General features: G+C 62.1%; 24 protein-coding genes and 1 riboswitch. Of the genes, 16 read left to right on the top strand and 8 right to left on the bottom strand.

Features of this window, described 5'->3' with window-relative positions:
* Nucleotides 1-176: 176 nt before the first annotated feature.
* A complete protein-coding gene (gene phaC / locus AO692_RS00580) occupies nucleotides 177-2009 on the bottom strand; it encodes a class I poly(R)-hydroxyalkanoic acid synthase (RefSeq protein ID WP_054308082.1) in 1833 nt (610 codons plus the stop codon).
* A gap of 124 nt (nucleotides 2010-2133) precedes the next feature.
* Between phaC and AO692_RS00575 the strand changes: the two genes are divergently transcribed.
* The 3 genes from AO692_RS00575 to AO692_RS00565 are packed head-to-tail and all read left to right on the top strand — an operon-like array spanning nucleotide 2134 to nucleotide 5158.
* Nucleotides 2134-2538, top strand: coding sequence for a hypothetical protein (locus AO692_RS00575; RefSeq protein ID WP_054308081.1), 405 nt, complete (start codon nucleotides 2134-2136; stop codon nucleotides 2536-2538).
* Nucleotides 2539-2579: 41 nt separating this feature from the next.
* The gene (locus AO692_RS00570) at nucleotides 2580-3797 is read left to right on the top strand and encodes an LL-diaminopimelate aminotransferase (RefSeq protein ID WP_054308080.1); all 1218 of its coding nucleotides are present in this window, start codon (nucleotides 2580-2582) and stop codon (nucleotides 3795-3797) included.
* 47 nt (nucleotides 3798-3844) lie between these two features.
* Nucleotides 3845-5158: a homoserine dehydrogenase gene (locus tag AO692_RS00565; RefSeq protein ID WP_054308079.1), complete on the top strand. Its 1314-nt coding sequence runs from the start codon at nucleotides 3845-3847 to the stop codon at nucleotides 5156-5158.
* Nucleotides 5159-5205: 47 nt separating this feature from the next.
* On the opposite strand, the gene AO692_RS00560 is transcribed toward AO692_RS00565, so the two are convergent.
* Nucleotides 5206-5676 carry an isoprenylcysteine carboxylmethyltransferase family protein gene (locus AO692_RS00560; RefSeq protein ID WP_054308078.1) on the bottom strand — a complete coding sequence of 157 codons (471 nt, stop codon included), beginning with the start codon at nucleotides 5674-5676 and terminating at the stop codon, nucleotides 5206-5208.
* Nucleotides 5673-6662, bottom strand: a complete 990-nt coding sequence (locus AO692_RS00555) for a DUF1624 domain-containing protein (protein WP_054308077.1) — start codon at nucleotides 6660-6662, stop codon at nucleotides 5673-5675. The genes AO692_RS00560 and AO692_RS00555 overlap by 4 nt, the downstream gene beginning before the upstream one ends.
* Nucleotides 6663-6900: 238 nt before the next feature.
* Here AO692_RS00555 and AO692_RS00550 point away from each other — a divergent pair, with 238 nt between their 5' ends.
* From AO692_RS00550 to cobO, 5 genes are all read left to right on the top strand, one after another.
* Nucleotides 6901-8100, top strand: coding sequence for an MFS transporter (locus AO692_RS00550; protein ID WP_054308076.1), 1200 nt, complete (start codon nucleotides 6901-6903; stop codon nucleotides 8098-8100).
* 74 nt (nucleotides 8101-8174) lie between these two features.
* A riboswitch (cobalamin riboswitch) is annotated at nucleotides 8175-8369 on the top strand.
* A 33-nt stretch (nucleotides 8370-8402) separates the two neighbouring features.
* Complete coding sequence (locus tag AO692_RS00545; protein WP_054308075.1) at nucleotides 8403-8582, top strand: CbtB-domain containing protein; 180 nt, start codon at nucleotides 8403-8405, stop codon at nucleotides 8580-8582.
* A 16-nt stretch (nucleotides 8583-8598) separates the two neighbouring features.
* Nucleotides 8599-9381, top strand: coding sequence for a CbtA family protein (locus tag AO692_RS00540; RefSeq protein ID WP_054308074.1), 783 nt, complete (start codon nucleotides 8599-8601; stop codon nucleotides 9379-9381).
* On the top strand, nucleotides 9374-9883 hold the full coding sequence (gene cobU / locus AO692_RS00535; protein WP_054308073.1) for a bifunctional adenosylcobinamide kinase/adenosylcobinamide-phosphate guanylyltransferase: 510 nt from the start codon (nucleotides 9374-9376) through the stop codon (nucleotides 9881-9883). The genes AO692_RS00540 and cobU overlap by 8 nt, the downstream gene beginning before the upstream one ends.
* Nucleotide 9884: 1 nt before the next feature.
* Nucleotides 9885-10499: a cob(I)yrinic acid a,c-diamide adenosyltransferase gene (gene cobO, locus AO692_RS00530; protein WP_054308072.1), complete on the top strand. Its 615-nt coding sequence runs from the start codon at nucleotides 9885-9887 to the stop codon at nucleotides 10497-10499.
* A gap of 106 nt (nucleotides 10500-10605) precedes the next feature.
* On the opposite strand, the gene cbiB is transcribed toward cobO, so the two are convergent.
* Nucleotides 10606-11568 (bottom strand): adenosylcobinamide-phosphate synthase CbiB, encoded by a 963-nt coding sequence (gene cbiB, locus AO692_RS00525; protein WP_054308071.1) that lies wholly within the window; start codon nucleotides 11566-11568, stop codon nucleotides 10606-10608.
* Between cbiB and cobD the strand changes: the two genes are divergently transcribed.
* A complete protein-coding gene (gene cobD, locus AO692_RS00520; RefSeq protein ID WP_054308070.1) occupies nucleotides 11567-12622 on the top strand; it encodes a threonine-phosphate decarboxylase CobD in 1056 nt (351 codons plus the stop codon). The two genes, cbiB and cobD, sit on opposite strands and share 2 nt — an antisense overlap.
* Nucleotides 12619-13125 carry a tyrosine phosphatase family protein gene (locus AO692_RS00515; protein WP_054308069.1) on the top strand — a complete coding sequence of 169 codons (507 nt, stop codon included), beginning with the start codon at nucleotides 12619-12621 and terminating at the stop codon, nucleotides 13123-13125. Before cobD ends, AO692_RS00515 begins: the two co-directional genes overlap by 4 nt.
* A 45-nt stretch (nucleotides 13126-13170) precedes the next feature.
* Here the strand turns inward: AO692_RS00515 and AO692_RS00510 are convergent, their stop codons facing one another.
* Both AO692_RS00510 and AO692_RS00505 read right to left on the bottom strand, forming a co-directional pair.
* A complete protein-coding gene (locus AO692_RS00510) occupies nucleotides 13171-13971 on the bottom strand; it encodes a creatininase family protein (RefSeq protein WP_054308068.1) in 801 nt (266 codons plus the stop codon).
* 65 nt (nucleotides 13972-14036) lie between these two features.
* Entirely contained in the window at nucleotides 14037-14420 is a 384-nt protein-coding gene (locus tag AO692_RS00505) for a RidA family protein (protein ID WP_054308067.1), read from the bottom strand.
* Between the two features lie 323 nt (nucleotides 14421-14743).
* On the opposite strand from AO692_RS00505, the gene AO692_RS00500 reads away from it, so the two are divergent.
* From AO692_RS00500 to AO692_RS00475, 6 genes are all read left to right on the top strand, one after another.
* Nucleotides 14744-15694 carry an ABC transporter substrate-binding protein gene (locus AO692_RS00500; RefSeq protein ID WP_152979680.1) on the top strand — a complete coding sequence of 317 codons (951 nt, stop codon included), beginning with the start codon at nucleotides 14744-14746 and terminating at the stop codon, nucleotides 15692-15694.
* A 95-nt stretch (nucleotides 15695-15789) separates the two neighbouring features.
* The gene (locus AO692_RS00495; RefSeq protein ID WP_152979661.1) at nucleotides 15790-16602 is read left to right on the top strand and encodes an ABC transporter ATP-binding protein; all 813 of its coding nucleotides are present in this window, start codon (nucleotides 15790-15792) and stop codon (nucleotides 16600-16602) included.
* Nucleotides 16599-17450 (top strand): ABC transporter permease, encoded by an 852-nt coding sequence (locus AO692_RS00490; protein WP_054308064.1) that lies wholly within the window; start codon nucleotides 16599-16601, stop codon nucleotides 17448-17450. Before AO692_RS00495 ends, AO692_RS00490 begins: the two co-directional genes overlap by 4 nt.
* Before the next feature lie 79 nt (nucleotides 17451-17529).
* The gene (locus AO692_RS00485; protein WP_082407157.1) at nucleotides 17530-18846 is read left to right on the top strand and encodes a cytosine deaminase; all 1317 of its coding nucleotides are present in this window, start codon (nucleotides 17530-17532) and stop codon (nucleotides 18844-18846) included.
* Nucleotides 18846-20249 carry an FAD-binding oxidoreductase gene (locus AO692_RS00480; protein ID WP_054308063.1) on the top strand — a complete coding sequence of 468 codons (1404 nt, stop codon included), beginning with the start codon at nucleotides 18846-18848 and terminating at the stop codon, nucleotides 20247-20249. The genes AO692_RS00485 and AO692_RS00480 overlap by 1 nt, the downstream gene beginning before the upstream one ends.
* 2 nt (nucleotides 20250-20251) lie before the next feature.
* Nucleotides 20252-20836, top strand: coding sequence for an NAD(P)H-dependent oxidoreductase (locus AO692_RS00475; protein ID WP_054308062.1), 585 nt, complete (start codon nucleotides 20252-20254; stop codon nucleotides 20834-20836).
* Nucleotides 20837-20975: 139 nt separating this feature from the next.
* On the opposite strand, the gene AO692_RS00470 is transcribed toward AO692_RS00475, so the two are convergent.
* Entirely contained in the window at nucleotides 20976-23420 is a 2445-nt protein-coding gene (locus AO692_RS00470) for an FAD-dependent oxidoreductase (protein ID WP_054308061.1), read from the bottom strand.
* Entirely contained in the window at nucleotides 23417-24598 is a 1182-nt protein-coding gene (locus tag AO692_RS00465; protein WP_054308060.1) for a pyridoxal phosphate-dependent aminotransferase, read from the bottom strand. The genes AO692_RS00470 and AO692_RS00465 overlap by 4 nt, the downstream gene beginning before the upstream one ends.
* Nucleotide 24599 lies beyond the last annotated feature (1 nt).

Genomic DNA, 24599 nt, shown 5'->3' with positions numbered 1-24599 from the left:
GCGCCAGGACGCCGCCGAATGATCGAGTTTCCGCAATCGGAAACGAGACCTGTGACAAATTCGCAAGCTTTCTTATGAAATCGTCCGAGCTTGCGTGATTTGCGTCAAATTGATGATTGACGTGACCATTTCGCCCGCTTTGGCGAAGAGGTCAACTCACCGCATATTACAGATTGTTACACTCTGACTTTTACATAGTCGCCGGGAGCGTCGCCCAGCGTTTCCATGGTCTTGCCCGGAATCCGGGCCGGCACGCGCTTGTCGTCCTTCGCCTCGATCCAGCGTTGCCAGTGTGGCCACCACGAGCCTGGGTTCTCGGTGGCGGCGGCGATCCAGTCTTCGAATCGTCCAACCGGTTTGCCGCCGGTCCAGTGCTGGTATTTGCCAAGTGCAGGTGGATTGACGACGCCGGCGATATGGCCGGAACCCGCCATCACATAGTCGACCTCGCCGCCGAAATACTGGCAGCCGAGGAAGACCGAGCGCGCCGGTGCGATGTGATCTTCCTTGGAAGCCAGGTTGTAGACAGGAATTGTGATGTCGGAGAGCGAAACCGTGCGCCCGGCAAGCTCCATCTGGCCACGCGAAAGGTTGTTCTCCAGGTAACAATTGCGCAGGTAGAACGAATGGTTGGCAGCCGCCATGCGGGTGGAGTCGGCGTTCCAGTAGAGCAGGTCGAAGGGAAGAGGCTCCTTACCGCGCATGTAATTGTTGACGACATAGGGCCAGATCAGATCGCCCGAGCGAAGCATGTTGAAGGCGGTCGCCATCTTGGTGCCGTCGAGGAAGCCTTTACCACGCATCGCGATTTCGAGTGCGGCGATCTGTTCCTCGTCGACGAAGACCTTGAGGTCCCCGGCATAGGTGAAGTCGACCTGGGTGGTGAAGAAGGTGACTGATTTGACGCGGTCATCGCCTTCCTGCGCCAGGAGAGCGAGTGCTGCGGCCAGCAGCGTGCCGCCGACGCAATAGCCGATTGCGTTGACGCCGCGTTCCCCGGTTGCCTGTTCGATGACGTCGAGGCCGTATTGCAGCCCCTCGCGGATATAGGCTTCCCAGTTTTTGGTGCCGTGGCGTTCGTCAGGATTGATCCAGGAAATGACGAAGACGGTATGGCCTTGTTCCACTGCCCAGCGAATGAAGGACTTCTCCGGGTTGAGATCGAGGATGTAGAACTTGTTGATCCATGGTGGGCAGATCAGCAAAGGGCGCTTCAGTACGGTCTCGGTTGCCGGGCTGTACTGGATGATCTCCGCGACGTCGGAGCGGCCGACCACCTTGCCAGGGGTAACGGCTATGTTGCGGCCGATCTCGAATTTCGAATAGTCGGCTTGGCGCAGCTTCAGGTCGCCCTTGCCGGCGGCGATATCCTCGGCGAACATCTTCATGCCGCGCACCAGGTTCTCGCCGTGCGAGGATACGGTTTCGCGGAACAGTTCAGGGTTGGTGAGGATGAAGTTGGATGGCGAGATCGCGTTCGACACCTGCTTCACATAGAAGCCGGCCTTGTGTCGCGTGTGCTCGTCCAGGCCCTCGGCATGTTCGACAAGGTCGGCCGCCCATCGTGAGGTGACCAGATAGGCCTGTTTCAGAAAATCGAAGAAGGCATTCTTGCCCCATTCCGGGTCCTGGAAGCGTTTGTCGCCGCGTTCCGGTTTGACACCTGTGGCCTCGTCCTCGACGCCGCCGATGCGATGGATGGCGCTGGCCCAGACATTCATATAGCCCGCGAACAGCCTGGTCTGCGCCTCCAGGGCGCGTTGGGGGTCGGCCAGCCAATATTCGGTGAGCTTGGAGAAGGTCTTGACCATGTCGGCCATGGGCTCGGCAACGCTGTCGCGCACCTCGCCGCGTTCACGCGGTTCGGCCCAGGCGGAAGCGGCCTTGCCGGCCTGTTCGATGACGCGCGCCAGATTGAGCGCGAAACGCTCTGGGTCCTTTACCAGATACTGCTCGACGGATGGATGTTCATGGGCGTCCGTCTTGCCTGCATCAGGTCTGTCGGCCATGGTTCGCGCGGTTCCTCCCTAGCCATTTCTTGACATAGTATCATGCAAGGTCGAATAGGAGCCAATATGCTTTTGCTCTCCCATGATGGGAAAGTGAGCTTTAATGGCCATTGCGGGAAATAGTATGACGGATCGTGTTGGTCAGCTTCTGATTGCCGTCACAGGGCGGTTGTCGCTGGCGCTCGTTCTTGCCGGCGGTCTTGCCATGACTGGCTGCGCCAGTTCGAGCAGTGGACCTTCAACGGCCGTACAGTCAGGTGGCTCGGTGACCGGGCCGAAGGATACCGGCACATTCCCCAATCTGAACATCAAGCCGCAGAATGCGGCAACGCAGTTCACCGAAGACGAGAAGAACGCCAAGCTGGCGCAATTGTCGGCCGCCAAGTCCAACGTGCAGGCGCATCCGGGTGATCCGGCTGCCGCGGCCGATGCCGCCGAGCTCGACAAGCTCAAGGCCAGCCACGCCAAGGACGCCCTGAAGCAGATTGGGGCCAAGTGCGACCCCGCCCTCGACCCGAATTGCAAATAACGTTATAGCGCGCCGCCAAGCGCCCCTCGATCGGAACGAACATGGAAGAGTTTCACAAAGTCCGCCGTCTTCCACCCTACGTCTTCGAACAGGTCAATCGCCTGAAGGCCAGTGCCCGGTCACGCGGCGCCGACATCATCGACCTGGGCATGGGCAATCCCGATCTTCCGACCCCGAAGGCCATCGTCGACAAGCTGTGTGAAGTGGTACGCGATCCGCGCACGCATCGCTACTCGTCTTCGCGCGGCATTCCTGGCCTGCGCCGCGCCCAAGCCAATTATTACGCCCGCCGTTTCGGTGTGAAGCTCAATCCCGACACCCAGGTCGTGGCGACCCTGGGCTCCAAGGAAGGCTTCGCCAATATGGCGCAGGCCATCACCGCGCCGGGCGATGTGGTCTTGTGCCCGGATCCGACCTATCCGATCCACGCCTTCGGCTTCATCATGTCGGGCGGTGTCATCCGCTCGCTGCAGGCCGAGCCGAATGACGGCTTCATTCCGGCGCTGGAGCGCGGTGTGCGCCATTCCATCCCGAAGCCGCTGGCACTGATCCTCAACTATCCGTCCAACCCGACGGCCTATGTCGCCACACTCGACTTCTACAAGGACGTGGTGGCCTTCGCGAAGAAGAACGACATCATCATCCTGTCGGATCTCGCCTATTCGGAGATCTATTTCGACGGCAACCCGCCCCCTTCGGTGCTGCAGGTGCCGGGCGCGATCGACGTCACCGTCGAGTTCACTTCGATGTCGAAGACCTTCTCCATGCCCGGCTGGCGCATGGGTTTCGCCGTCGGCAACGAGCGGCTGATCGCGGCGCTGACGCGCGTCAAGTCCTATCTCGACTACGGCGCCTTCACGCCGATCCAGGTCGCGGCCACCGCGGCGCTCAACGGTGATGGTTCCGACATCGAGGAAGTGCGCGATATCTACCACAAGCGCCGCGACGTGATGGTCGATGCCTTCGGCCGCGCGGGCTGGGACATCCCGGCGCCCGCCGCCACGATGTTCGCCTGGGCACCGATCCCCGAGCCGTTCAAGCATCTCGGTTCGCTCGAATTCTCCAAGCTGCTGATCGAGCACGCCGATGTGGCTGTAGCGCCTGGTATCGGCTTCGGTGAGCACGGCGACGATTACGTGCGCCTGGCTCTGGTCGAGAACGAGCACCGCATCCGGCAGGCGGCCCGCAACATCAAGAAATTCCTGGCGACCACCGCCAAGCAGCCCAACAATGTGGTGCCACTGGCAGCACATCGCTGAACTGCCGCAGACAATCCTGAAAGACCGAGAAAGAGGGGCCGTCCATCATGGCTGAATCCTTGCGTGTTGGAATTGCCGGCCTCGGCACCGTCGGGGCTTCGGTGGTGCGTGTGCTCACGGAAAAGGCGGCCGAACTAACCCGCCAGTGTGGCCGCACCATCACCGTGACCGCCGTCTCTGCGCGCAGCCGTGGCAAGGATCGCGGTGTCGATCTTTCCAATGTCTCGTGGTTCGACAATCCGATCGATCTCGCCCGTTCGAACGAAATCGATGTCTTCATCGAGCTGATAGGCGGCGACGAAGGCCCCGCGCGCGAAAGCGTGAAAGCTGCGCTCGAAGCCGGCCGACATGTGGTGACGGCCAACAAGGCACTGCTTGCCAAGCATGGCGTGGCGCTGGCCGAGATCGCCGAGAAGAAAGGCGTGCTGCTCAACTATGAGGCGGCGGTGGCCGGCGGTATTCCGGTCATCAAGACGATGCGCGAGGCGATGGCCGGCAATTCGGTCAACCGCGTCTTTGGCATCCTGAACGGCACCTGCAATTATATCCTGACCCGCATGGAGGCCGAGGGCCTATCCTTCGAAGCGTGCCTGAAGGATGCGCAGCGTCTCGGCTATGCCGAGGCTGATCCGACCTTCGACATCGAAGGCAACGACACCGCCCACAAGCTCGCCATCCTCACCAGCCTGGCTTTCGGGCATAAGATCGCTGCCGACGACATCTATCTGGAAGGCATTTCCAACATCACCCAGGCCGACATTCGTGCCGCCGCCGAACTCGGCTATCGCATCAAGCTGCTCGGCGTTGCCCAACGCACCGAAAGCGGTATCGAACAGCGCGTGCACCCGACCATGGTGCCGACCGCCTCCGTGATCGCACAGGTGCACGGCGTTACCAACGCGGTGGCTATCGAGACCGACATCCTGGGCGAATTGTTGCTGTCCGGCCCTGGCGCCGGCGGCAATGCCACGGCCTCGGCGGTGGTCGGCGATATCGCCGACATCGCCAAGAGCCAGCCCGGCTTCCAGCACGGACCGGTGTTCGGTCGTCCGGCCAGGGAACTGAAACCTTACAAGAAAGCGCAGATGCGCAGCCATGCCGGCGGCTACTTCATTCGCCTCACCGTGCACGACCGTGTCGGCGTATTCGCTTCCGTGGCCAAGCGTATGGCCGACAACGATATTTCGCTGGAATCGATCGTTCAGCACGCTGTCGGGCCGGAGGTCGTCGACAAGAAGACCGTCATTCTCGTCACGCACGAAACGACGGAAGCGGCGGTGCGCAAGGCGGTGGAGGCCATCACCAAGGACGGTCACCTGACCGACAAGGCGCAAGTGATCCGCATCGAGCGGGCCGGCTAACAAACGCACGTCAGCAATTATCTGACGGTGCGTGGCCGGGAATTGCCTCAGATCCAGCGGCGTACGCGCTTGGCGTAGTCGTGATATTTCTTGCCGAATTTGCCAGCGAGCGTCTTTTCCTCTCGCTGGATCACCAGCTTGCTGGTTAACAGCCCCGCGACGAAGGCAAGCAGGATGAGCCAGATGTTGCCGGTGATCAGCCCGATACCGACAACCAGCGTTGCCAGCGACAGATAGATCGGGTTGCGGCTGATGCCGAATGGACCGCCGGTCAAAAGATGCGTCGGCGTGGCCACTGGGTTCAGTGGCGTCCTGGCCCTGAACATCATGCGGATGGCCGCGAACCACAACGCCACCGCGCCCAACGCAGCCAGCCAGCCGAAGCCGAACAGGATGTCGCCCAGGACGTCGCCGAACCAGGGCAAAGGATAGAGGATGCCGAGGACAACCCCTGCAATCAACGCGATCAGGAAGATGATCGGCGGCAGTGGAAACGGAAGGCGAGCGGTGTCGGTCATTGTGGTTCCCCCGGGCTCATGGCGTCCTCGGTCTGAACCGTGCAGGTGCTGATGAGATCGCTGAGGCGGGTCCTGGCCGAAGCCGACTGGTCGCCCCTCATGATGCCGGTCAGCAGCCCGTCCTTTTCGACCGCGGTGAGCATGCATCCACAATAGCGCACGCAGAAGGCGGCGTCGCGGCTGTCCTGGCACGATGCCTGGCAGGTATTGGTGAAGCCGAGCTTCTGATCTTGTGCCGGGGCGGGCCACGCTTGCGCAAACAGCCATACGCAACCGATCAACACGGGCTGGTGGATCAGGTAGAAGGCCAGGCTGTGGCGGCCGATGAAGGTGAGGGGACGCTGAAATGTCTGGCTGAGTGAAATGGTCGCCAGTCGTTCGAACAAGCCGGCCGCCTTGGCCAGTTTGGCCACGCCGATGCCGATCATTACCGCACCGAACCAGGGAAACAGCGGGACGTAGTCGTTCGAGCGCGGGTCGGCCGAGGAGAGGCCGACCCATAAAAGTGCAGGATGATCGAAAAAGGGCGAGCGCAGATAGAAAGGAGCCGCGACCACCAGCGCGGCGACGACCAGCGTCAGCAGCGCAGGCAGGCGCAGGAACAGAAGCCCGAGCACGCTGGCCAGCGCGATCTGATGCAGGATGCCGAAGAAGATGAAGCTTTCGGGTGTGGCGAAATAGGTCGCCACAGAGATCGCAGCCGCCGCCACCGCCACCATGGCGAAGCGGATCCAGAAGCCCCGCCAGCGGATGCGCTCGCCATGCGCGAGCACAAGCGAGACACCGACCAGGAAGAGGAAGCTCGAGGCGATACAGCGTGCATAGAGCTTCCAGGGGCCGTGCGCGGTCAGTCCCAGGCTCGTGTAACCGAAGAATCCGAGGTCCCAGGTGAAGTGGTAGCTGGCCATCGCCAGAAGCGCGATGCCACGCAAGACGTCGATCAGCGCAATGCGTCGGGAGGAGGAAATCTGCTGTTCAAGGCTCATGCGGCAGGATTCGAAATTGCAACCGTGCCATGCCTAGCATGGATGCGGGCGAAGCGAGAGTGGGCGGGAGATGCACTGCATCTTCTTTCAAAAAAGAAGAAAATCGCTGGCGCCGTTGTACCAGCCCTCAAAACCCGTTGGCCGGCTTCGCATTCCGGCATGAGTGCGTCGGTTTCCTGCTACCGATTCGGCCGTCAGCGACGCAGATTTCCGTTGCGAGTCGCTAGTCTGGGAATTCATGTCCACGCATGTCCGCCATCCGATCTGGCTACCGGCTGTACCGCCGGCGGATGCGCGCACCTTTGCCTCGCTTTATGCCATCGAATCCTGCGCGCGCGCCACGGTCGCCTCGGTCATCCCGATCCAGGCCTATGAGATCCTGAAGAACGAGCAGACGGTCTCGATCCTCTATACGATAGTGTCGCTGCTGGGCCTGTCGGTCACGCTGTTCATGCCAATGTTGATCCATCGCTTCGCGCGTAGATGGGTTTACACCGCTGGCGCGCTGCTGCTTGCCATCGGCTCGCTGTTCTTCGTCACCCATTCGCTGCCAGGCCAGATCATCGGCATGCTCTGCCGGGTGATGGGGGCGAGCGCGCTGTCGATCACGCTCAACCTCTACATCATGGACCATATCCGCAAGACCGACCTGATGCAGGCCGAATCCTTGCGCATGGCGTGGTCGATGATCGCCTGGACGAGCGGTCCCACGCTCGGCATCTTCCTCTATACGCGCTACGGCATCTATGCCGCGCACGGAGCGGTTGCCATCTTCGCGCTCTGTCTGCTCGCCCTGTTCTGGTATTACCGGCTGGGCGACAATCCGATGATCGTGCCCGGCAAAAGCCGACCCATCAATCCGTTCGCCAATATCGGGCGCTTCGTCAGCCAGCCAAGGTTGAGGCTCGCCTGGCTCATCGCCTTCGGCCGGTCCTGCTACTGGACCACCTTCTTCGTCTACGGCCCGCTGTTCATGGTCATTACCGGCCAGGGCGAACTCGCCGGCGGCTTGCTGGTCTCGGCCGGCAACGCTCTTCTGTTCGCAGCGATTTACTGGGGCAGGGCAGGCAAGCGTTATGGCGCGCGTAACGTGATGACGCTTGCCTTCATCGGGATGGCAATATCGCTCTGGCTTGCTGGCGCTATTGGCGAACTCATTCCGCTCGCCACCGCCGGGCTGCTGCTGGTCGGTGCCCTGTTCACCATCGCGCTCGACGCCATCGGCTCCACCGCCTTCATGCGATCGGTGCGTGCCTATGAGCGGTCGCAGATGGCTGCGGTCTATCGCACCTATCTCGACTTCTCGGAACTGACGCCGCCGCTGGTCTATTCCGTGGTGCTGACGTTCTTCGGGTTGGGATCCGTTTTCGCCACACTGGGCTGCCTTGCTGCCGTCTGTGCGCTTGTCACCTGGCGATATCTGCCAAAGTCGATGTAACGACCGCCTGCCGCAATGACGCTTCCGCATCCGTAGATGGCGGAATTTGGTTTGCCGGACGCTGCGATTCTTTCTATAGTCCGCCTGTCGTCGGTCCCTTCGGGACCAAGAGGGAATACGGTGGGGAAGGGGAAATCCATCCGAAGCCGTGGCTGCCCCCGCAACTGTGAGCGGTAGTCCTCTCCAATGCCACTGAGGTTTGCCTCGGGAAGGTGGGGAAGGGCGCTGATCCGCAAGCCAGGAGACCTGCCGGCGACAGCAATGACGGTAATGCCCTCGGGTGGAGGGCGAAAGGACAGACCATGAATACCGCTTCCGTTTCTATCGGCGCCTCGGCCTCCTCGCAGTCGCGTTTCCTGCAATTGGCACTTGCCGGCCTGCTCGGCATTTTCGTCATCGGCTTCACTGGCTTCTCGCATATCGAAGCGGTGCACAACGCTGCCCACGACGCGCGCCACTCGATGGCGTTCCCCTGCCACTAACCAGGGGGAACCCGCCATGTCTGTTTTTCGCAACGTCGTGTTCGTCGCGGCGATCGCGGGTCTATTGGCCGGCATCGTTCTCGCTTGCCTGCAGGCCTACGCAACCGTTCCGCTGATCCTGAAAGCGGAAGTCTATGAGCAGGCCGCGGGCGGCCACGAACATGCGGCCGCGCCTGCGGCACCCGCAGCCGATGCCGGCAGCAATGCGATGAGCTCGGCGGCGCCGGCTCCAGCAGCAGCCGCCGCTCCGGCCGAGGAAGAGGAAGGCTGGGCGCCTGCTGACGGCGTCGAACGCTTCTCCTTCAACGTGCTCTCCAACGTCGTCACCGGCATCGGTTTCGCGTTGATCCTTGTTGCGTTCTCGGAATTCGCCGGCGGCATCGGCAATTGGCGCCAGGGTGTGTTCTGGGGGCTTGCCGGCTTTGCAGTCTTTACGCTGGCACCGGGTCTCGGCCTGCCCCCGGAGCTGCCGGCGATGCCGGCTGCCGAACTGCTGCCCCGGCAGGTCTGGTGGATTTCCACCGTCGCTGCCACGGCCATCGGTCTGGCGTTGATCGCCTTCCGACGCTCGTTGCCGCTGACGGTGCTCGCCATCGTGCTGATTGTCGCGCCGCATGTCGTGGGCGCGCCGCAGCCGGAGAGCTATGACACGCCGATCCCGGAAGGACTGCATCACCAGTTCGTCGTGGCGGTCACGCTGACCAACCTGGTGTTCTGGGTTGTGCTGGGCGTTGTCGTCGGCGTCGTGCGCGGTCGTTTCACCGGGCAGTCGGCGAGCCTTCGCGACAGCTTTGCCTGATCGCCTGACCTTGGTTATCGGCGGCGCGCGCTCGGGCAAGAGCGCGCATGCCGAAAAGCTGGTTACGGCGCTGCCGGCGCCGTGGACCTATATCGCGACCGCCCAAGCTTATGACGATGAGATGCGCGAACGCATCGCGCATCATCGTGCTCGGCGTGGCGAAGGTTGGGAAACGGTGGATGCGCCACTCGACCTCGTCGGGGCGCTGGAGCGCTTGCGCAAAGGGCGTCCGGTGCTGGTCGATTGCCTCACGCTCTGGCTCACCAATCACATGCTGGCCGAGCATGACGTGGAGGCCGAATGCGCGAAGCTGAAGGCCGCACTGTCGAAACCACGCGGCCCGTGGTTCGTGGTGTCCAATGAGGTCGGCCTTGGCATCGTGCCGGATAATGCGCTGGCACGCCGCTTCCGTGACGCCGCCGGGCGTCTCAACCAGCAGGTCGCAGCGGTCGCCGACAGTGTGGTGCTGACCGTTGCCGGCCTGCCGCTCAAGGTGAAATGACATGACCGGAATCAATGAGAGCGAAGCCGAGCGCCATCGTGCCAAGATGGCCAAGCGCAAGGCGGTGCAGGATGCCGAGGTGGCGCAAAAGACGATCGAGAAAGGGCTGCTCATCGTCAATACCGGGCCTGGCAAGGGTAAGACCACGGCGGCCTTCGGACTGGCGCTGCGCATGCTGGGCTACGGCCGGCGTGTCGGTGTCGTGCAGTTCATAAAGGGCAAGTGGCATACCGGCGAGAAGGACGCTTTCAAGGCCTTCGGCGATCAACTGGTGTGGTATTCAATGGGCGAAGGCTTCACCTGGGAAACACAGGACCTGAAGCGAGACATCGCCGCTGCCGAAGCTGCCTGGGTCAAGGTGGAAGAGCTGATGGCAGACCCTTCAATCAGCCTGCTGGTGCTGGACGAACTCAACATCGCGCTGCGCTATGATTATCTGGATATCGATCGCGTCGTGGATGCCCTGAAGGGGCGTCGCGAGGACCTGCATGTCGTCGTTACCGGTCGCAATGCCAAGCCGGCGCTCACCGAAGTTGCCGATCTCGTCACCGAGATGGGAGCGACCAAGCATCATTTTTCCGCCGGCGTGAAAGCGCAGCAGGGAATAGAATTTTAGCGCATCGGCCCGAAAATCGGAATCGGTTTTCGGAAAGCACGATGTGCAGCTTAAAAGTGTTAGAGCGTCCTTTGCGCGTCCGAACGGACGCGCGGCGCTCTAAAGGCTACCAGATCATTAGCGCGATCGCGCCGAGCAGTACGATGAGCAGCATGTCAGCGGTCCAGTAAAGCCTCAGCGCCTGGCGGATATCGGCGCTGGTGACGCCGGCGCGGCCGCCTTCTCCCATGTAGCGGCCTTCCACCAGGACACCGCCGTAGGAACGTGGGCCGGCAAGCGCTAGGCCCAGAGCGCCGGCCATCGCGGCCTCCGGCCAGCCGGCATTGGGCGAGCGATGAAAACGGGCGTCGCGCCGCATGGCGCGCCAGGACTCGGCCGGATCAGCGCCCTTGACGAAAAACGCGGCGGCGACGATCAGCAGGCCGGTCAGGCGCGAGGCGGGCAGATTGATGAGGTCGTCGAAGCGCGCCGCTGCCCAGCCGAAAGCCTCGTGGCGCTCGGTGCGGTGGCCGATCATGGAATCGGCGGTGTTGGCGGCCTTGTAGGCGGCACCACCGGCCAATCCGCCGACGCCAAGCCAGAAGGCGGGGGCGACGATGCCGTCCGAGAAATTCTCGGCCAGGCTCTCGATGGCGGCACGCCCGACAGCGGCTTCATCGAGTTTTTCCGGGTCGCGGCCGACGATCATCGAGACCGCCTTACGCCCGGCAACGAGACCGCCGCTGTCGAGGGCGTCAGCCACTGCTTCGACATGGCTGGCGAGGCTCTTCTGCGACAGAAGCGAGCTTCCGAGCAGTGCGACGGCAACAATGCCGAGCGGCAGGGCAAGCAGGGCCGATTCGGCGAGCCGAGCGATCGTTGCGGGCACGACAACGATGACCAGCAGCGCAAACAGGCCGGCCATGCGACGCGCCGCGTCGCTGTCGGCGGCGCGGTTGAGCCCGCGATCGAGACAGGATATCAGGGCGCCGATCCACGTCACCGGATGGCCGATGGCGCGAAACAGCCGGTCCGGATAGCCGAGCCGAGCTTCGATCAGCAGCGATAGAAAGGCGGTCAGGGCGGACATGCGGCTTCCAGGCGAGGCAATTGCGGCAGTTGATCACGGCGGAAGTCTTGGCCGGGCGCGGGCACTGTTTCCTGACGCACCGGAACCGTTCGTCGATCTCTCGACCGGGATCAATCCGCACTCCTATCCACTTTTCGATCCGCCCGCCACCGCCTTCACCCGGCTGCCGGAAGCAGCACGGCTTTCCGAATTGCTGGCGGTTGCTGCGGCTGCCTATGGCGCGCAGTCGGCCGGGAACGTGGTCGCGGCGCCGGGCACCCAGATCCTGCTGCCGCGGGTCGCCTCGCTGGTGAGGGCAGGCCGCGCGCTGGTGCTGTCGCCAACCTATGCCGAACACGCCCGGGCAGCCGCCATTGCCGGCCACGTCGTTTCCGAAACGACGGATTTCGACGCGCTGGCCGAGGCGGACCTCGCCATCGTGGTCAATCCCAACAATCCGGACGGGCGCGTCGTTTCGCGCGAGCGGCTGCTTAACCTTGCAGATCGCATGAAGGCAAAGGGTGGTCTGCTCGTGGTCGACGAAGCCTTCATGGATGTCGGCCCGCGCGAGGCGAGTCTCGCTGCCGACGCCGGGCATGGCGGGTTGGTGGTCCTGCGTTCCTTCGGCAAGTTCTTCGGGCTTGCCGGCGTGCGGCTCGGCTTCACGCTGACGGAGCGCGCGACGGCCGCACAGCTCAACAGCCAGCTTGGCCCCTGGGCCGTGGCGGGGCCGACACTGGAGTACGGCATCCGCGCGCTTGGCGACATCGCGTGGCAAGAGGCGATGCGGCAGCAATTGACGAAGGACGCCGCCCGGCTCGATGCATTGTTTGCAGGTCGAGGCGTGCCGGTGGCTGGCGGTACTTCATTGTTCCGCTATCTGGACTTCGGCAACGCGTCAGGCCTGTTCAATGCGCTGGGGCGGGAGGGTATCCTGCTGCGCCATTTCGCGGAACGTCCGGGCACGCTGCGTTCCGGTTTGCCGGGTTCGGAAGAGGAGTGGCAACGGCTGGACGCCGCTCTTGCAGGCTGGGCCGCGAAGGATGATGGTTCCCAAAACAGGATCCGCGCATGATCATCGTCTGTCCGCTCTCCAAGGTCGAAGCCACTGTCAACCGTGCAGGCGCAGAACGTCTGTTGTCTCTGCTGGCGGCGGGCACGGATATGATGCGCCCGGCGGTAATCCGGCCGGAAAACCACTTGCATCTGGTCATGCATGACATCGCCGAGGCGCAGGAGGGCATGACCTTGCCCGGCGAAGAGCATGTGCGTGCGTTGCTTGGCTTCGCCCAGAGTTGGGATCGGTCGCGTCCACTGGTGGTCAACTGTTACGCCGGGATAAGCCGTTCGACGGCCTCGGCCTACATCATCGCGGCTGCTCTCGCTCCCAAGCGCGACGAGATGGAATTGGCGAAGACATTGCGCTGGCTTTCGCCGTCAGCCACACCCAATCCACGGCTTGTTGCGGTGGCCGATCACATCCTCGGCCGCAATGGCCGCATGATCACAGCCATCGCCTCGATCGGCCGCGGTGCCGATGCTTACGAGGGCGTGCCGTTCGAGCTTGAGATCGAGTGAGTGGCGCCTTCCACTCTCGCCAGGACGAGAAGGCAGCGCTCTGCCTCACAGCACCCAATCGCTTAACTTCGCTTTACGGACATCCTTCAGCAGCGTGATGAACCCATCAGCCTGGTGCTCGGCCGTGAGCCGGCCCTTTTCGGCGGTGGCAATCGAAGCATCGCCCACCACGCCGTGGGGGTTCAAGTCTCGCGCGATCCAGGCATAGGCATGGGTGCCGGTCTGGCGCAGCAGTGAAAACGCCTTCTCTGCCTTGGCGACGTTGGAAACGAAGTTCTCAGCCTTGTCCATGGCGACCAGGTCCGGGCGGAAATGCAGCATCAGCGAGGTTTCGACATCGCCGCCATGGATGCCATGGCGATCTTCGAGTTCCGTATACATGCCGGCGGGGCGGCCGAAGCGCTGCCAGCTCGTCTTCACGGCAAGCATTTTTTCGCGCACGCGCAGTTCGCGCGTGACGATGCCCATGATCTCCTCATTGCCGCCATGCGAGTTGACGACGACGAGCTTCTTCAACCCAGCGCGCGCGATGGAAAGACCAAGCTCGGTCCAGGCGTCGATCAGCGTTGCCGGCGGCAGAGTAAGCGTTCCCGGCGCATGCACATGTTCGTTGGATTTGCCGACCGCCTGCACAGGCAGGATACGGATGTCGAGATCGGCGGGCAGGCGCTCGATCACCGTCTCCAGCATGCCGTTCATGATGCTGGTGTCGGTCGACACCGGCAAATGCGGGCCGTGCTGCTCGATCGCCGCCACCGGCAACACCGCGATCGTCGTTTCGGGATCTATGGAAGCATATTCCGTGGTGCGGAAATCGCCCCACCACACGCGTCTTTTCGTCGTCACATCAGTCTCCGGATTGTGGGCAGCCCATTCGGGCTTGTCTATCACAAGGAAAGGGCGCGGGCTGCTCACCCTGCCGCAATCACCTCGACCTCGACCTTGAATTCCGGTCGCGCGAAACCGCCGACGATCATCAGCGTGGACGCCGGTGCCGGGTCCGCAAAGGTGCGGTCGCGCACGGCCATATAAGGCCTGAGATAAGCGCGATCGGTGACATAGGCGTTGATGCGCACGACATCCTTCAGGCTGAGGCCGGCCTCAGCCAATACGGCAGCGATGTTCTTGAAGCAGAGCTCGGTCTGTTCTTCGACCCCTTCGGGGATGTTGTCATCGGCGGTGATTGCGACCTGGCCGGCGCACAGGATGAGCCGCTTGCCGGCAGGGACTTCGACGCCATGGCTATAGCGGGCGAAAGGCGGCTTGATCGATTTGGGCATCAGATAGCGGAACATCGCGGTCTCCATTCGAGGCTGCGAAACTAGGCCCGCTTGAGGTTGCGATTCAAGCACCGCTTGCGTGGTGCCAACATTACTTTGATCGTGAACTACTCATGGACAGCTGCCTGGAAAGTGGGCACGATGACGAACGAAGCTGCAGGGCAGGGAATACTCATCGCAATGTTCTTCCGGAAATGCGCGGCGGGCGTTGTGGCACGGCCTTTGCTTTGTCGGTCGATAGTGATGCTGTGCTCCGGGTGAGCGAAGGGGAGAGGAAATCGATGACGAAGATCTTGGCCAAGGCCACTGTGGCGGCCGCGGTGTTGTTCGGCGGTTGGATGTCCGCCGCGACGGCTAACGAGAAGGTGACGTTTGCGACCAACTGGCTCGCCCAGGCCGAGCATGGCGGCTACTATCAGGCCGTCGCCGACGGTTCCTATGCCGCCTGCGGCCTCGATGTCACCATCCAGCAGGGTGGCCCGCAGGGCAGCGGACGGCCGCTGCTGATGGCCGGCAAGATCGATTTCTACATGGGCGGCAACATGCTGCAGGCTTTCGATGCGGTGCATCAGGGCATTCCGCTGCGCGTCGTCGCTGCGACTTTCCAGAAGGAACCGCAGGTCATCATGGCGCATCCGGGCGAGGGCCTGGACAAGTGGGAGGATCTGCCGAAAGCTGAACAATACATCATCGGCGACGAGGGCGCGCAGAGCTTCTTCCTGTGGATGGTGTCGGAGTTCGGCTTCGACGCGGCCAAGCGCGTGCCTTACACCTTCAACCCCGCTGCCTTCATTGCCAACAAGAAGTCGATCCAACAGGGTTATGTGACCTCCGAGCCGCATGCGGTTGCCAAGGAAGGTGGCTTCCAGCCCAATCTGTTCCTGCTCGCCGACAATGGCTTCAACACCTACGCCACCACCATCGAGGCGATGCAGACCACGATCGACAAGCGGCCTGAGGTTGTTCAGTGCTTCGTCGATGGTTCGGCCAAGGGCTGGTACAATTACCTCTACGGCGACAACAAGGCCGCCAACGAAGCGATCAAGAAGGACAATCCCGACATCAACGATGAACAGATCGCTTTCTCCATCGAGATGATGAAGAAGTACGGCATCGTCGATTCCGGTGACACCGAAAAGCTCGGCATCGGTGCCATGACGGATGAGCGCATGCAGAGCTTCTACGACAAGATGGTCAAGGCAAAGGTGCTGCCGGCCGGCATCGACATCAAGAAGGGCTACACGCTGCAGTTCGTGAACAAGGGTGTCGGTCTCGATCTGAAGAAGTGAGTGGTATCCCGGCAAATCGCGTGGCAGGCGCAGGCCCCGTCCTTCTCCCGTAGGGGGAGAAGGGGAAACGGGCGCTTATCCGCGGAAAGGCACTGATGTTGCAGAAGGTGGCCGACAGGGACGACAGCTGGCAGCGCGGAGCCGCGCCGCTGCTTTCCTTCAAGGGCGTGGGCAAGGTGTTCTCCAATGGCGTGACCGCGTTGGACAACGTCAATCTTGCTGTCCGCGAAGGCGATTTCGTCAGCCTGCTCGGTCCTTCGGGCTGCGGCAAGTCAACGGCGCTCAGGCTGATCGCAAGGCTTTCCACCCCGACCTCTGGTCACCTGGAATGGCGCAAGGCGCTGGGGGACGATTGCGTCGGTTACGTTTTCCAGGAACCGACCCTGCTGCCCTGGGCGAGTGTCTTCGACAATGTCTGGCTGCCGCTGCGCCTGCGTGGTGTGTCGCGCCTCAAAGCCACGTCGGCGGTGATGGAGATGCTGGCGCGCGTGCACCTGGAAAACTTCGCCGACGCGGTGCCGAGGGAACTTTCCGGCGGCATGAAGATGCGCGTTTCCATCGCGCGCGCCATGGTCACCAAGCCGCGCGTGCTGCTGATGGACGAGCCGTTTGCGGCCTTGGACGAGATCACACGCTTCAAGCTCAACAACGACCTGCTGGAACTGTGGCAACAGGAGCGTTTCACCGCCGTCTTCGTCACCCACAGCGTGTTTGAAAGCGTCTTCCTGTCCAGCCGTATTGTCGTGATGGCCGCCAAGCCGGGACGTGTGTTCCGCGACATGACGGTCGATGCGCCTTATCCGCGCGACGAGGCGTTCCGCACGTCATCAACCTATGCGGAGCTGTGCCGGCGAACGTCTGACGAGCTGAGCGCGGCCATGGATGCCCAGGTGGAGGCACGGCCATGACCGCCATCGACAACCGGTCGGTCGTGCTCGACCCTGAAGAGGCGCGGCGTGTTCGCCAGCAGCGACTGGAAAAGATAGGCTCCTGGGTACTGCCGCTTGCCATCATGGTACTGGCGGTCTGGTTCTGGGACCGCATCTGCGTATGGAACGACATTCCTAAATACATCCTGCCGAGGCCGGGCGTGGTGGTGCAGACCTTGCAGGACGACGCGCCGCTGCTGTTCTCTTCGTTGCTGGTCACGCTCAAGATCACATTCCTCAGCCTTGTGCTCGCCATTCTCGGCGGGGTGGGGCTGGCTGTGCTGTTTGCCCAGTCGAAATGGGTGGAGATGTCGTTCTTTCCCTTCGCCGTCATCCTGCAGGTGACGCCGATCGTGGCGATCTTTCCGCTGATCAACATCTATGTCGACAACCAGACCGCCAAGCTTTTGCTGTGCGCCTGGATCGTCGCCTTCTTTCCGATCCTCTCCAACACGACGCTGGGGCTGAATTCGGTCGACCGCAATCTTCGCGATCTGTTTCAGCTGAACGGCGCCACGCGTTGGCAGGAGCTGTGGCACCTGCGTCTGCCGGCGGCCATGCCCTATTTCCTCGGGGGGCTGAAAATCGCCGGCGGCCTCTCGCTGATCGGTGCCGTGGTGGCTGAATTCGTTGCCGGCACGTCCGGCCAGGCTTCGGGTCTCGCTTCGCGCATCATCGAGGCGGGTTATCGGCTGAACGCGCCACGGCTGTTCGCTGCCCTCATTCTGATTTCACTGACCGGCATCGTCATCTTTCTCGCACTGTCATTGCTGTCGCATCTCATTCTGCGCCGCTGGCACGAGAGTGCGCTAAAGCAGGAGGCATGATGGCGGACGCTTCATACAATTGCCGAGGCTGCATCCCGTTCACGTCGAGTGACCGGGCCGTGGCGGACGCGGAGGTGTATTGAACAAGCTGCCGATCCCGCCATCTGGAATCTATACATTTGAAAATGCTCGCCTTCATGCCTCGCTGACTGTCGGGTTCGACGGCCTTGCCGACGCAGACGGCTTTGTGAGTGCCGATGTCGCCATCAATGGCGGTCGCATTGTCTCCATTGCTCCTCACCGTTTGGGAACGCCGGCTTCTCCGGGGGCGGTCGATCTCAAGGGCCGCATCGTCCTGCCCTGTTTTGTCGACTGCCACACCCATCTCGACAAGGGTCATATCTGGCAGCGTAGCCCCAATCCGGATGGTTCGTTTGCCGGTGCATTGTATGCTGCACATGCTGACCGGGCGGCGCGCTGGAGCGCAAAGGACGTTTCGCGGCGCATGGATTTTGCATTGCGCACGGCATTCGCGCATGGAACCAAGGCCATCCGCACACATCTCGACAGCGCGGCGCCCCAGGACGCCATTTCCTGGCCGGTATTCGAGGACATCCGCGAAAAGTGGCATGGGCGCATCGACCTGCAAGCGGCTTGCCTCGTCGGTATCGAGGAAACCCGTGACCAAGCCTGGTTTGCAGGATTGGCGCGGCGCGTGGCCGGGGCAAGGGGCGTTCTCGGCGCAGTTACCTATATGGTTCCCGATCTCGATGCCTTGCTCGACCGGATGTTCGCGCTCGCCGTCGAACATGGCCTCGACCTTGATTTCCATGCCGACGAGACCGACGCCATCGATGCGATCTCCCTGAAAAAAATAGCGGAAGCGGCGTTACGTCATCGCTTTGAACGCAAGATCCTCGTCGGCCACTGTTGTTCCCTGGCGCGTCAGCCTGACGGCGAGGTGCTCGATACTTTGGACAAGGTGGCACGGGCTAAAATAGCCGTCGTTTCGCTGCCGATGTGCAATCTCTACCTGCAGGATCGCCGGCATGACCAAACCACGCCGCGCTGGCGCGGCGTGACACTGCTGCATGAAATGAAGGCACGCGGTATTCCGGTCGCGGTGGCTTCCGACAACACGCGTGATCCATTCTACGCCTATGGCGATCTCGACATGCTCGAAGTCTACCGCATGGCGACGCGTATCCTGCATCTCGACCACCCGGTCGGCGATTGGCCACGCGCGGTCGCGCAGACGCCGGCCAAGACGATGCAACTCGACAATACGGGTGTGTTGCAGCCAGGCGGACCGGCAGATCTGGTTGTTTTCAAAGGGCGGAACTGGACCGAGCTGTTGTCGCGCCCGGAAGCCGATCGCATTGTCATCCGCGACGGCAAGCCGATCGACACCAGCCTGCCGGACTATGCCGAGCTCGATGATCTGATGAGGGCATGATGGATATCGCGGCGCTGAAACGAGACCTCGAGGGGCTCAAGGTCGAGGATAACGAAAAGATCGTCCAGCAGAAGAGCCGCGACTTCTACTGGTACAGCCCTGTGCTCAAGCGCCAGCTCGAACATGTCACCGGCGATCTCGTCATATCGCCGAAATCCGAGGCGGAAGTGGTCCGCATACTCGCGGCCTGCTTTTCGCATCGCGTGCCGGTGACGCCGCGTGGCACGGGCACCGGCAATTACGGGCAGGCGATGCCGCTTTCCGGCGGCGTGGTGCTCAATCTGGCTGAAATGAACGAAATCGTTGCGATTTCTCCCGGCCGCGTGGCGTGCCAGCCGGGTGCGATCATCGCCGATATCGATCGCGCGACGCGTGCACATTCTGCGCAGGAACTGCGCCTGCACCCTTCCACCTACAATACGGCTTCCATCGGTGGGTTCATCGCCGGCGGCTCTGGTGGTGTCGGCTCGATCAATTTCGGCGGTCTGCGTGACTTCGGCAACATCGTCCGGCTACGCGTCGTAACCATGGAGGCCGAGCCAAGGATACTGGAATTGACCGGCGAGGATCTGCACAAGGTCACCCATGCCTATGGCACCAATGGCATCATCACTGAAGTCGAGATGCCGTTGACGGCATCCTATGACTGGGTGGACGTACTGGTCGGTTTCGACAGCTTCATGGGCACTGCGCGTTACGCCAACGCACTGGCCTGCCAGGATGGGCTGCTGACCAAATTGATCACGCCGATCGCCGCACCGGTTCCGCAACTTTATTTCAAGAGGCACCAGAAGTTCCTGCGCGAGGGGCAAAGCATCTGCGCGATCATGGTCGCCTCGCATTCGCTCGACGCATTCCTTGCCTTCACGCGACGCGAAGGCGGTGAGGTTATCTTCAACGCTGCCACGTTGAGTGAGGAGGAGAAGAAGGGCCTGCCGCCGGCCTTCGAACTGGCGTGGAACCACACGACGCTGCGGGCGCTGCGCGTCGATCCGTCGATCACCTACCTGCAATCGCTCTATCCGTTTCCCAATCATCTGGCCTTGGTCGAGAAGATCGACGCGATGTTTCCCGGCGAGGTGTTCTCGCATCTGGAGTTCGTGCGGTTGGACGGCAACATCACCTGTTTCGGTCTGAACCTGGTGCGCTTCACCACGGAAGAGCGGCTGGACGAAATCGTGCAGCTGTTTGAGGAGAATGGCTGCCCGATCTTCAATCCGCACCGCTATACGCTGGAGGAGGGTGGCATGAAGCAGACGGATTCCGTCCAGCTCGCCTTCAAGCGCGAGGCCGACCCGCAAGGGCTGCTCAATCCCGGCAAGATGATCGCGTGGGAAAATCCCGACTACGATTACCGCTCTGGAAGGACGTTCCTTTTCAAAGGCTTGGCGAAGGCTGGTTAAGCATGCGGGTGCTGGTCGTCTATTGCCATCCTGTACCGGAAAGCTTCTGCGCGGCTCTGCGCGATGCCGCGCTCGAAGCTATCGCTGCCAAGGGTTGCGAGGCACGGCTGGTTGATCTCTATGCCGAGAATTTCGACCCGGTGATGCGAGACGGCGAACGGCGCGAATACAACGAACGCGCGCCGGCCGACCCGGCGCTGGTGGAACACATCGCTCATCTGAAATGGGCGGAGGCGATCGTTTTTGTCTATCCGACCTGGTGGTACGGACTGCCGGCAATGCTGAAGGGATGGCTGGACCGTGTCTGGGCCAAGGACGTCGCGTTTGCGCTCGACTCCGCCGGACGGATCACACCGCTGATGGGGCACATCCACAAGATCGCGGTGGTGACGACCTGCGGCGCGCCGCGCTGGTGGTCGCATGTCGTCGGCCATCCGGGCCGAAAGACGATTCTGCGTGGCATTCGTGCCTTGTGCGCCAAGCGCTGCAAGACCTTGTTCCTGGCGCACTATCTGATGGATGCCTCGACGCCGCAAAGCCGGGCGGCTTTCCTCGGGCAGGTACGGCATAAGTTGAAGGCGTTTTGAGGATGGTTCTCCTCTCCCGTTTACGGGGAGAGGATGCCGGCAGGCAGGTGAGGGGCGGCATGAACCTTGCAAGGCAGGCTCTGCCCCTCATCCGGTCCCTCGGACCACCTTCTCCCCGTGAACGGAGAGAAGGAAGATACTACATCCGCACCCTCTCAGATTTCTGATCATACATCGGCTTCAGCGAGGCTTCTGCGGCGAAGCGTTCGCCGGCGATCTCGATCTCATAACGGGATCCGAGGATATCGGCTTCGCTCTCGCTGCTGGCCGGCACGTAGCCCATGCCGATGGCGCCGCCGAGATGATGGCCGTAATTGCCTGATGTAACGGTGCCGACGATCTTGCCGTCGCGCACGATCGCTTCGTTGTGGAACAGCAGCGGTTCCGGGTCGGTCAGGCGGAATTGCACCAGGCGGCGCTCCAGCCCGGCATCCTTCTTTGCCAGCACCGCGTCGCGGCCGATGAAATCGCCCTTTGCTGTTTTCACCGCAAAGCCGAGGCCGGCTTCCAGCACATGATCCTCGTCGGTGATGTCATGGCCGAAATGGCGAAAGGCTTTTTCGATGCGGCAGGAATCCAGCGTGTGCAGGCCGCATAGTTTCAGGCCAAGGTCTTTGCCGGCTTCCTCGATCGTTTCGAAGACGTGTGCGGTCTGGTCGGTCGGGACATAAAGTTCCCAACCGAGTTCGCCGACATAGGTAACGCGATGAGCACGGGCGAGACCCATGCCGATCTCGACTTCCTGAAATGTACCGAACGGGTTGGTTTCGTTCGAGAAATCGTTTGGACTCACCTTTTGAATCAAGTCACGTGAGCGTGGTCCCATGAGGCAGAGCACGGATTCGGCGGCTGTCACGTCCGTGATGACGACAAACTCGTCATTCACGTGCCTGCGCATCCAGGCGAGATCGCGCTGCAGCGTGGCGCCTGGAACAACCGCGAAGAAGGCCGTTTCGGAAAGGCGCGAGACGGTCAGGTCGCTTTCGATGCCGCCGCGTCGATTGAGCATCTGCGTGTAGACGATCCGGCCCGGCGCAACGTCGAGGTCGTTGGCGCACAGCCGCTGCAGGAAGGCAAGCGCATCGCGGCCCTCGATCCTGATCTTGCCGAAGGAGGTCATGTCGAACAGGCCGACATTGTTGCGCACGGCCAGATGTTCCTCGCGCTGGTTGTCGAACCAGTTCTGGCGTTTCCAGGAATAGCGGTATTCGCGTTCCTGGTCGTCCCTGGCGAACCAGTTCGCGCGTTCCCAGCCGGCGACTTCGCCGAACACCGCGCCGCGCGCCTTCAGATGTTCGTGGATGGGCGAACGACGCACGCCGCGGGACGTCACGACCTGGCGGTAGGGGAAGTGATCGGCATAAAGCAGTCCAAGCGTTTCGGAGACGCGCTCCTTCAGATAGGCGCGGTTCTTCTGGAACGGCTGGGCGCGGCGGATGTCGACTTCCCAGAGATCGAACGGCGCCTCGCCATCGTTGATCCACTGCGCCAGCGCCATGCCTGCGCCGCCCGAGGAAACGATACCGATGGAATTATAGCCGGCTGCGACCCAATAACCGCCGAGTTCCGGCGCTTCGCCGAGATAATAGCGGTCATCCGGCGTGAAGCTTTCAGGGCCGTTGAAGAAGGTGTGGATACCGGCCGTGCCCAGCATCGGCATGCGATTCACCCCCATTTCGAGGATGGGCTCGAAATGCTCGAAATCTTCGGGCAACTGGTCGAAGCAGAAGTCTTCGCGGATGCCCTCCATGCCCCAGGGCTTGGCCTTGGGTTCGAAGGCGCCGAGCATCATCTTGCCGGCATCCTCCTTGTAGTAGGCGCACTCGTCCGGCACGCGCAGGACCGGGAGGCGAGTGAGCCCGGCGATCGGTTCAGTGACAAGATAGAAATGCTCGCAGGCGTGGAGCGGAATAGTGATGCCATTCTGCGCGCCCAATTCGCGGGCCCACATGCCGGCACAATTGATGACCACATCGGTCTCGGTCGTGCCCTGGTCCTTTCCCTGTGCCCACGATACGCCGGATACGCGCCCGCTTCTGGTGTGAACCCTGGTGACCTTGACGTTCTCGACGATCCTGGCGCCGCGCTGGCGCGCGCCTTTCGCCAAAGCCATGGCGATATTGGCCGGGTCGCACTGGCCGTCGAGCGGCAGATGCACCGCGCCCACCACGTCGGACACGTTGAGATGCGGATACATCTCCTTGACTTCGCTGGGAGAAATCTCGCGCACGTCGACGTCAAATGCGCGGGCAAGCGATGCCTGCCTGTAGATTTCGTGCTTGCGTTCCTCGGTCAGGGCGACGGTTATGGAGCCGACCTGGCGCATGCCGGTGCCGACGTCGGTTTCTTCCTCAAGCTTGACGTAGAGGTCGGCGGAGTACTTCGCCAGCCGCGTCATATTCTGCGAAGCGCGCAACTGGCCGATCAGGCCGGCAGCATGCCATGTGGTGCCCGACGTCAGCTGCTTTCGTTCCAGAAGCACGATATCGGTCCAGCCGAGCTTGGCCAGATGGTAGGCCACCGAGCAGCCGGACACGCCGCCGCCGATGATGACGGCGCGGGCTTTGGAGGGCAGGGCGGTCATGCGGCCTCGCGTCGATAGGTGGAAACGAAACGGCGCAACCTGTCGGCTGCCTCGAGAAGGATGGGCTCTGGCTGGCACAGGCTGATGCGGATGTGACCGGCGGCGGCATCGCCGAAGGAGGAACCCGGCATGACACCGACATTCTCGCGGTCGAGGAAGGTCCAGGCGAATTTCTCGTCATCCGGCTCGACCGCACTGATGTCGAGCATGGCATACATGCCACCTTCAGAGCCGCGAACGGTCACGTTGTTCATGCCGCGCACCGCGTCGAGGAAGAGCTTACGCCGCCCGGCATAGAGCGCGGCGATCTGTTCCACACCGTAATCGTTGTTGAGCGCTTCGATGGCAGCGCGGCTGACGAAATCGGTCAGGCCGTAGGTGATGACAAGGTTGAGGCTGATCAGCAGCGTGATCAGTTCCTGCGGGCCGGTCAGCCAACCCAGGCGCCAGCCGGTCATGCCGTGGCTCTTCGACATCGAGTTGATGACCAGCGTGCGCTCTTCCATGCCGGGCAGGGCGCGGGGCGACAGATGCTCGCTGTCGCCCAGCGTCCAATAGACCTCGTCGCTCAGCAGCCACAGATCGTGTCGGCGGCAGATATCGGCGATGCCTTCCAGCGACGTCACGGAATAGACCGCGCCGGTCGGGTTGTTCGGTGTGTTGATCAGCATGGCCCGCGTGTTCGGCCGTACCGCTGCCTCGATCGCCTTTGGGTCAGGCTGGAAGCCATCCGTGGCGCGGGTCTCGACCACCGTGAAATCGGCGCCAGCGGCGCGGAATGTGCCAGGGTAGGTGGCATAATAGGGCGCTACGACGATGGCGTGGTCGCCTGGGTCGAGCACGCCCTGTACGGCGGCATAAAGCGACGCCTGGCCGCCGGGCGTGGCAATTATTTGCTCGGGGCTCGTCTTCACGCCGGCGCATCGCGTGGATATCCGCGCCATGGCCTCTCGCAATGCCGGGATGCCGGGCAACTGGGTGTAATGATGATGACCCGCGCGCAGCGCTGCAACGCCGGCTTCTACCGTCTCGGCCGGCGTATGGAAATCATGGTCTCCGACCGAGAGCATGATGATGTCTTCGCCGGCTTCCAGGCGCTGCCAGGCAGCGAAATGGACCTCCCAGCCGTCCTTGCCGGAAGGCGTGATGCCGGAAATGCGGGAAGAGGGTTTTGGCATG

The organism is Mesorhizobium sp. 1M-11 (genome assembly GCF_001303895.1).
Lineage (GTDB): Bacteria > Pseudomonadota > Alphaproteobacteria > Rhizobiales > Rhizobiaceae > Mesorhizobium.
Note: the sequence above shows the minus strand (reverse complement) of the source record. Positions and strands in the feature narration are given on the sequence as shown.

Coding starts and splice junctions, on each gene's coding strand:
- AO692_RS00470 (WP_054308061.1), bottom strand. CDS start 23,420: ATGACCGCCCTGCCCTCCAAAGCCCGCGCCGTCATCATCGGCGGCGGC.
- cbiB (WP_054308071.1), bottom strand. CDS start 11,568: ATGTCCGCCCTGACCGCCTTTCTATCGCTGCTGATCGAAGCTCGGCTC.
- AO692_RS00565 (WP_054308079.1), top strand. CDS start 3,845: ATGGCTGAATCCTTGCGTGTTGGAATTGCCGGCCTCGGCACCGTCGGG.
- AO692_RS00475 (WP_054308062.1), top strand. CDS start 20,252: ATGCGGGTGCTGGTCGTCTATTGCCATCCTGTACCGGAAAGCTTCTGC.
- AO692_RS00575 (WP_054308081.1), top strand. CDS start 2,134: ATGACGGATCGTGTTGGTCAGCTTCTGATTGCCGTCACAGGGCGGTTG.
- AO692_RS00570 (WP_054308080.1), top strand. CDS start 2,580: ATGGAAGAGTTTCACAAAGTCCGCCGTCTTCCACCCTACGTCTTCGAA.
- phaC (WP_054308082.1), bottom strand. CDS start 2,009: ATGGCCGACAGACCTGATGCAGGCAAGACGGACGCCCATGAACATCCA.
- AO692_RS00500 (WP_152979680.1), top strand. CDS start 14,744: ATGTCCGCCGCGACGGCTAACGAGAAGGTGACGTTTGCGACCAACTGG.
- AO692_RS00480 (WP_054308063.1), top strand. CDS start 18,846: ATGGATATCGCGGCGCTGAAACGAGACCTCGAGGGGCTCAAGGTCGAG.
- AO692_RS00465 (WP_054308060.1), bottom strand. CDS start 24,598: ATGCCAAAACCCTCTTCCCGCATTTCCGGCATCACGCCTTCCGGCAAG.
- AO692_RS00540 (WP_054308074.1), top strand. CDS start 8,599: ATGTCTGTTTTTCGCAACGTCGTGTTCGTCGCGGCGATCGCGGGTCTA.
- AO692_RS00555 (WP_054308077.1), bottom strand. CDS start 6,662: ATGAGCCTTGAACAGCAGATTTCCTCCTCCCGACGCATTGCGCTGATC.
- AO692_RS00505 (WP_054308067.1), bottom strand. CDS start 14,420: ATGTTCCGCTATCTGATGCCCAAATCGATCAAGCCGCCTTTCGCCCGC.
- AO692_RS00515 (WP_054308069.1), top strand. CDS start 12,619: ATGATCATCGTCTGTCCGCTCTCCAAGGTCGAAGCCACTGTCAACCGT.
- AO692_RS00560 (WP_054308078.1), bottom strand. CDS start 5,676: ATGACCGACACCGCTCGCCTTCCGTTTCCACTGCCGCCGATCATCTTC.
- cobD (WP_054308070.1), top strand. CDS start 11,567: ATGCGGCTTCCAGGCGAGGCAATTGCGGCAGTTGATCACGGCGGAAGT.
- cobO (WP_054308072.1), top strand. CDS start 9,885: ATGACCGGAATCAATGAGAGCGAAGCCGAGCGCCATCGTGCCAAGATG.
- AO692_RS00545 (WP_054308075.1), top strand. CDS start 8,403: ATGAATACCGCTTCCGTTTCTATCGGCGCCTCGGCCTCCTCGCAGTCG.
- AO692_RS00490 (WP_054308064.1), top strand. CDS start 16,599: ATGACCGCCATCGACAACCGGTCGGTCGTGCTCGACCCTGAAGAGGCG.
- AO692_RS00550 (WP_054308076.1), top strand. CDS start 6,901: ATGTCCACGCATGTCCGCCATCCGATCTGGCTACCGGCTGTACCGCCG.
- AO692_RS00495 (WP_152979661.1), top strand. CDS start 15,790: ATGTTGCAGAAGGTGGCCGACAGGGACGACAGCTGGCAGCGCGGAGCC.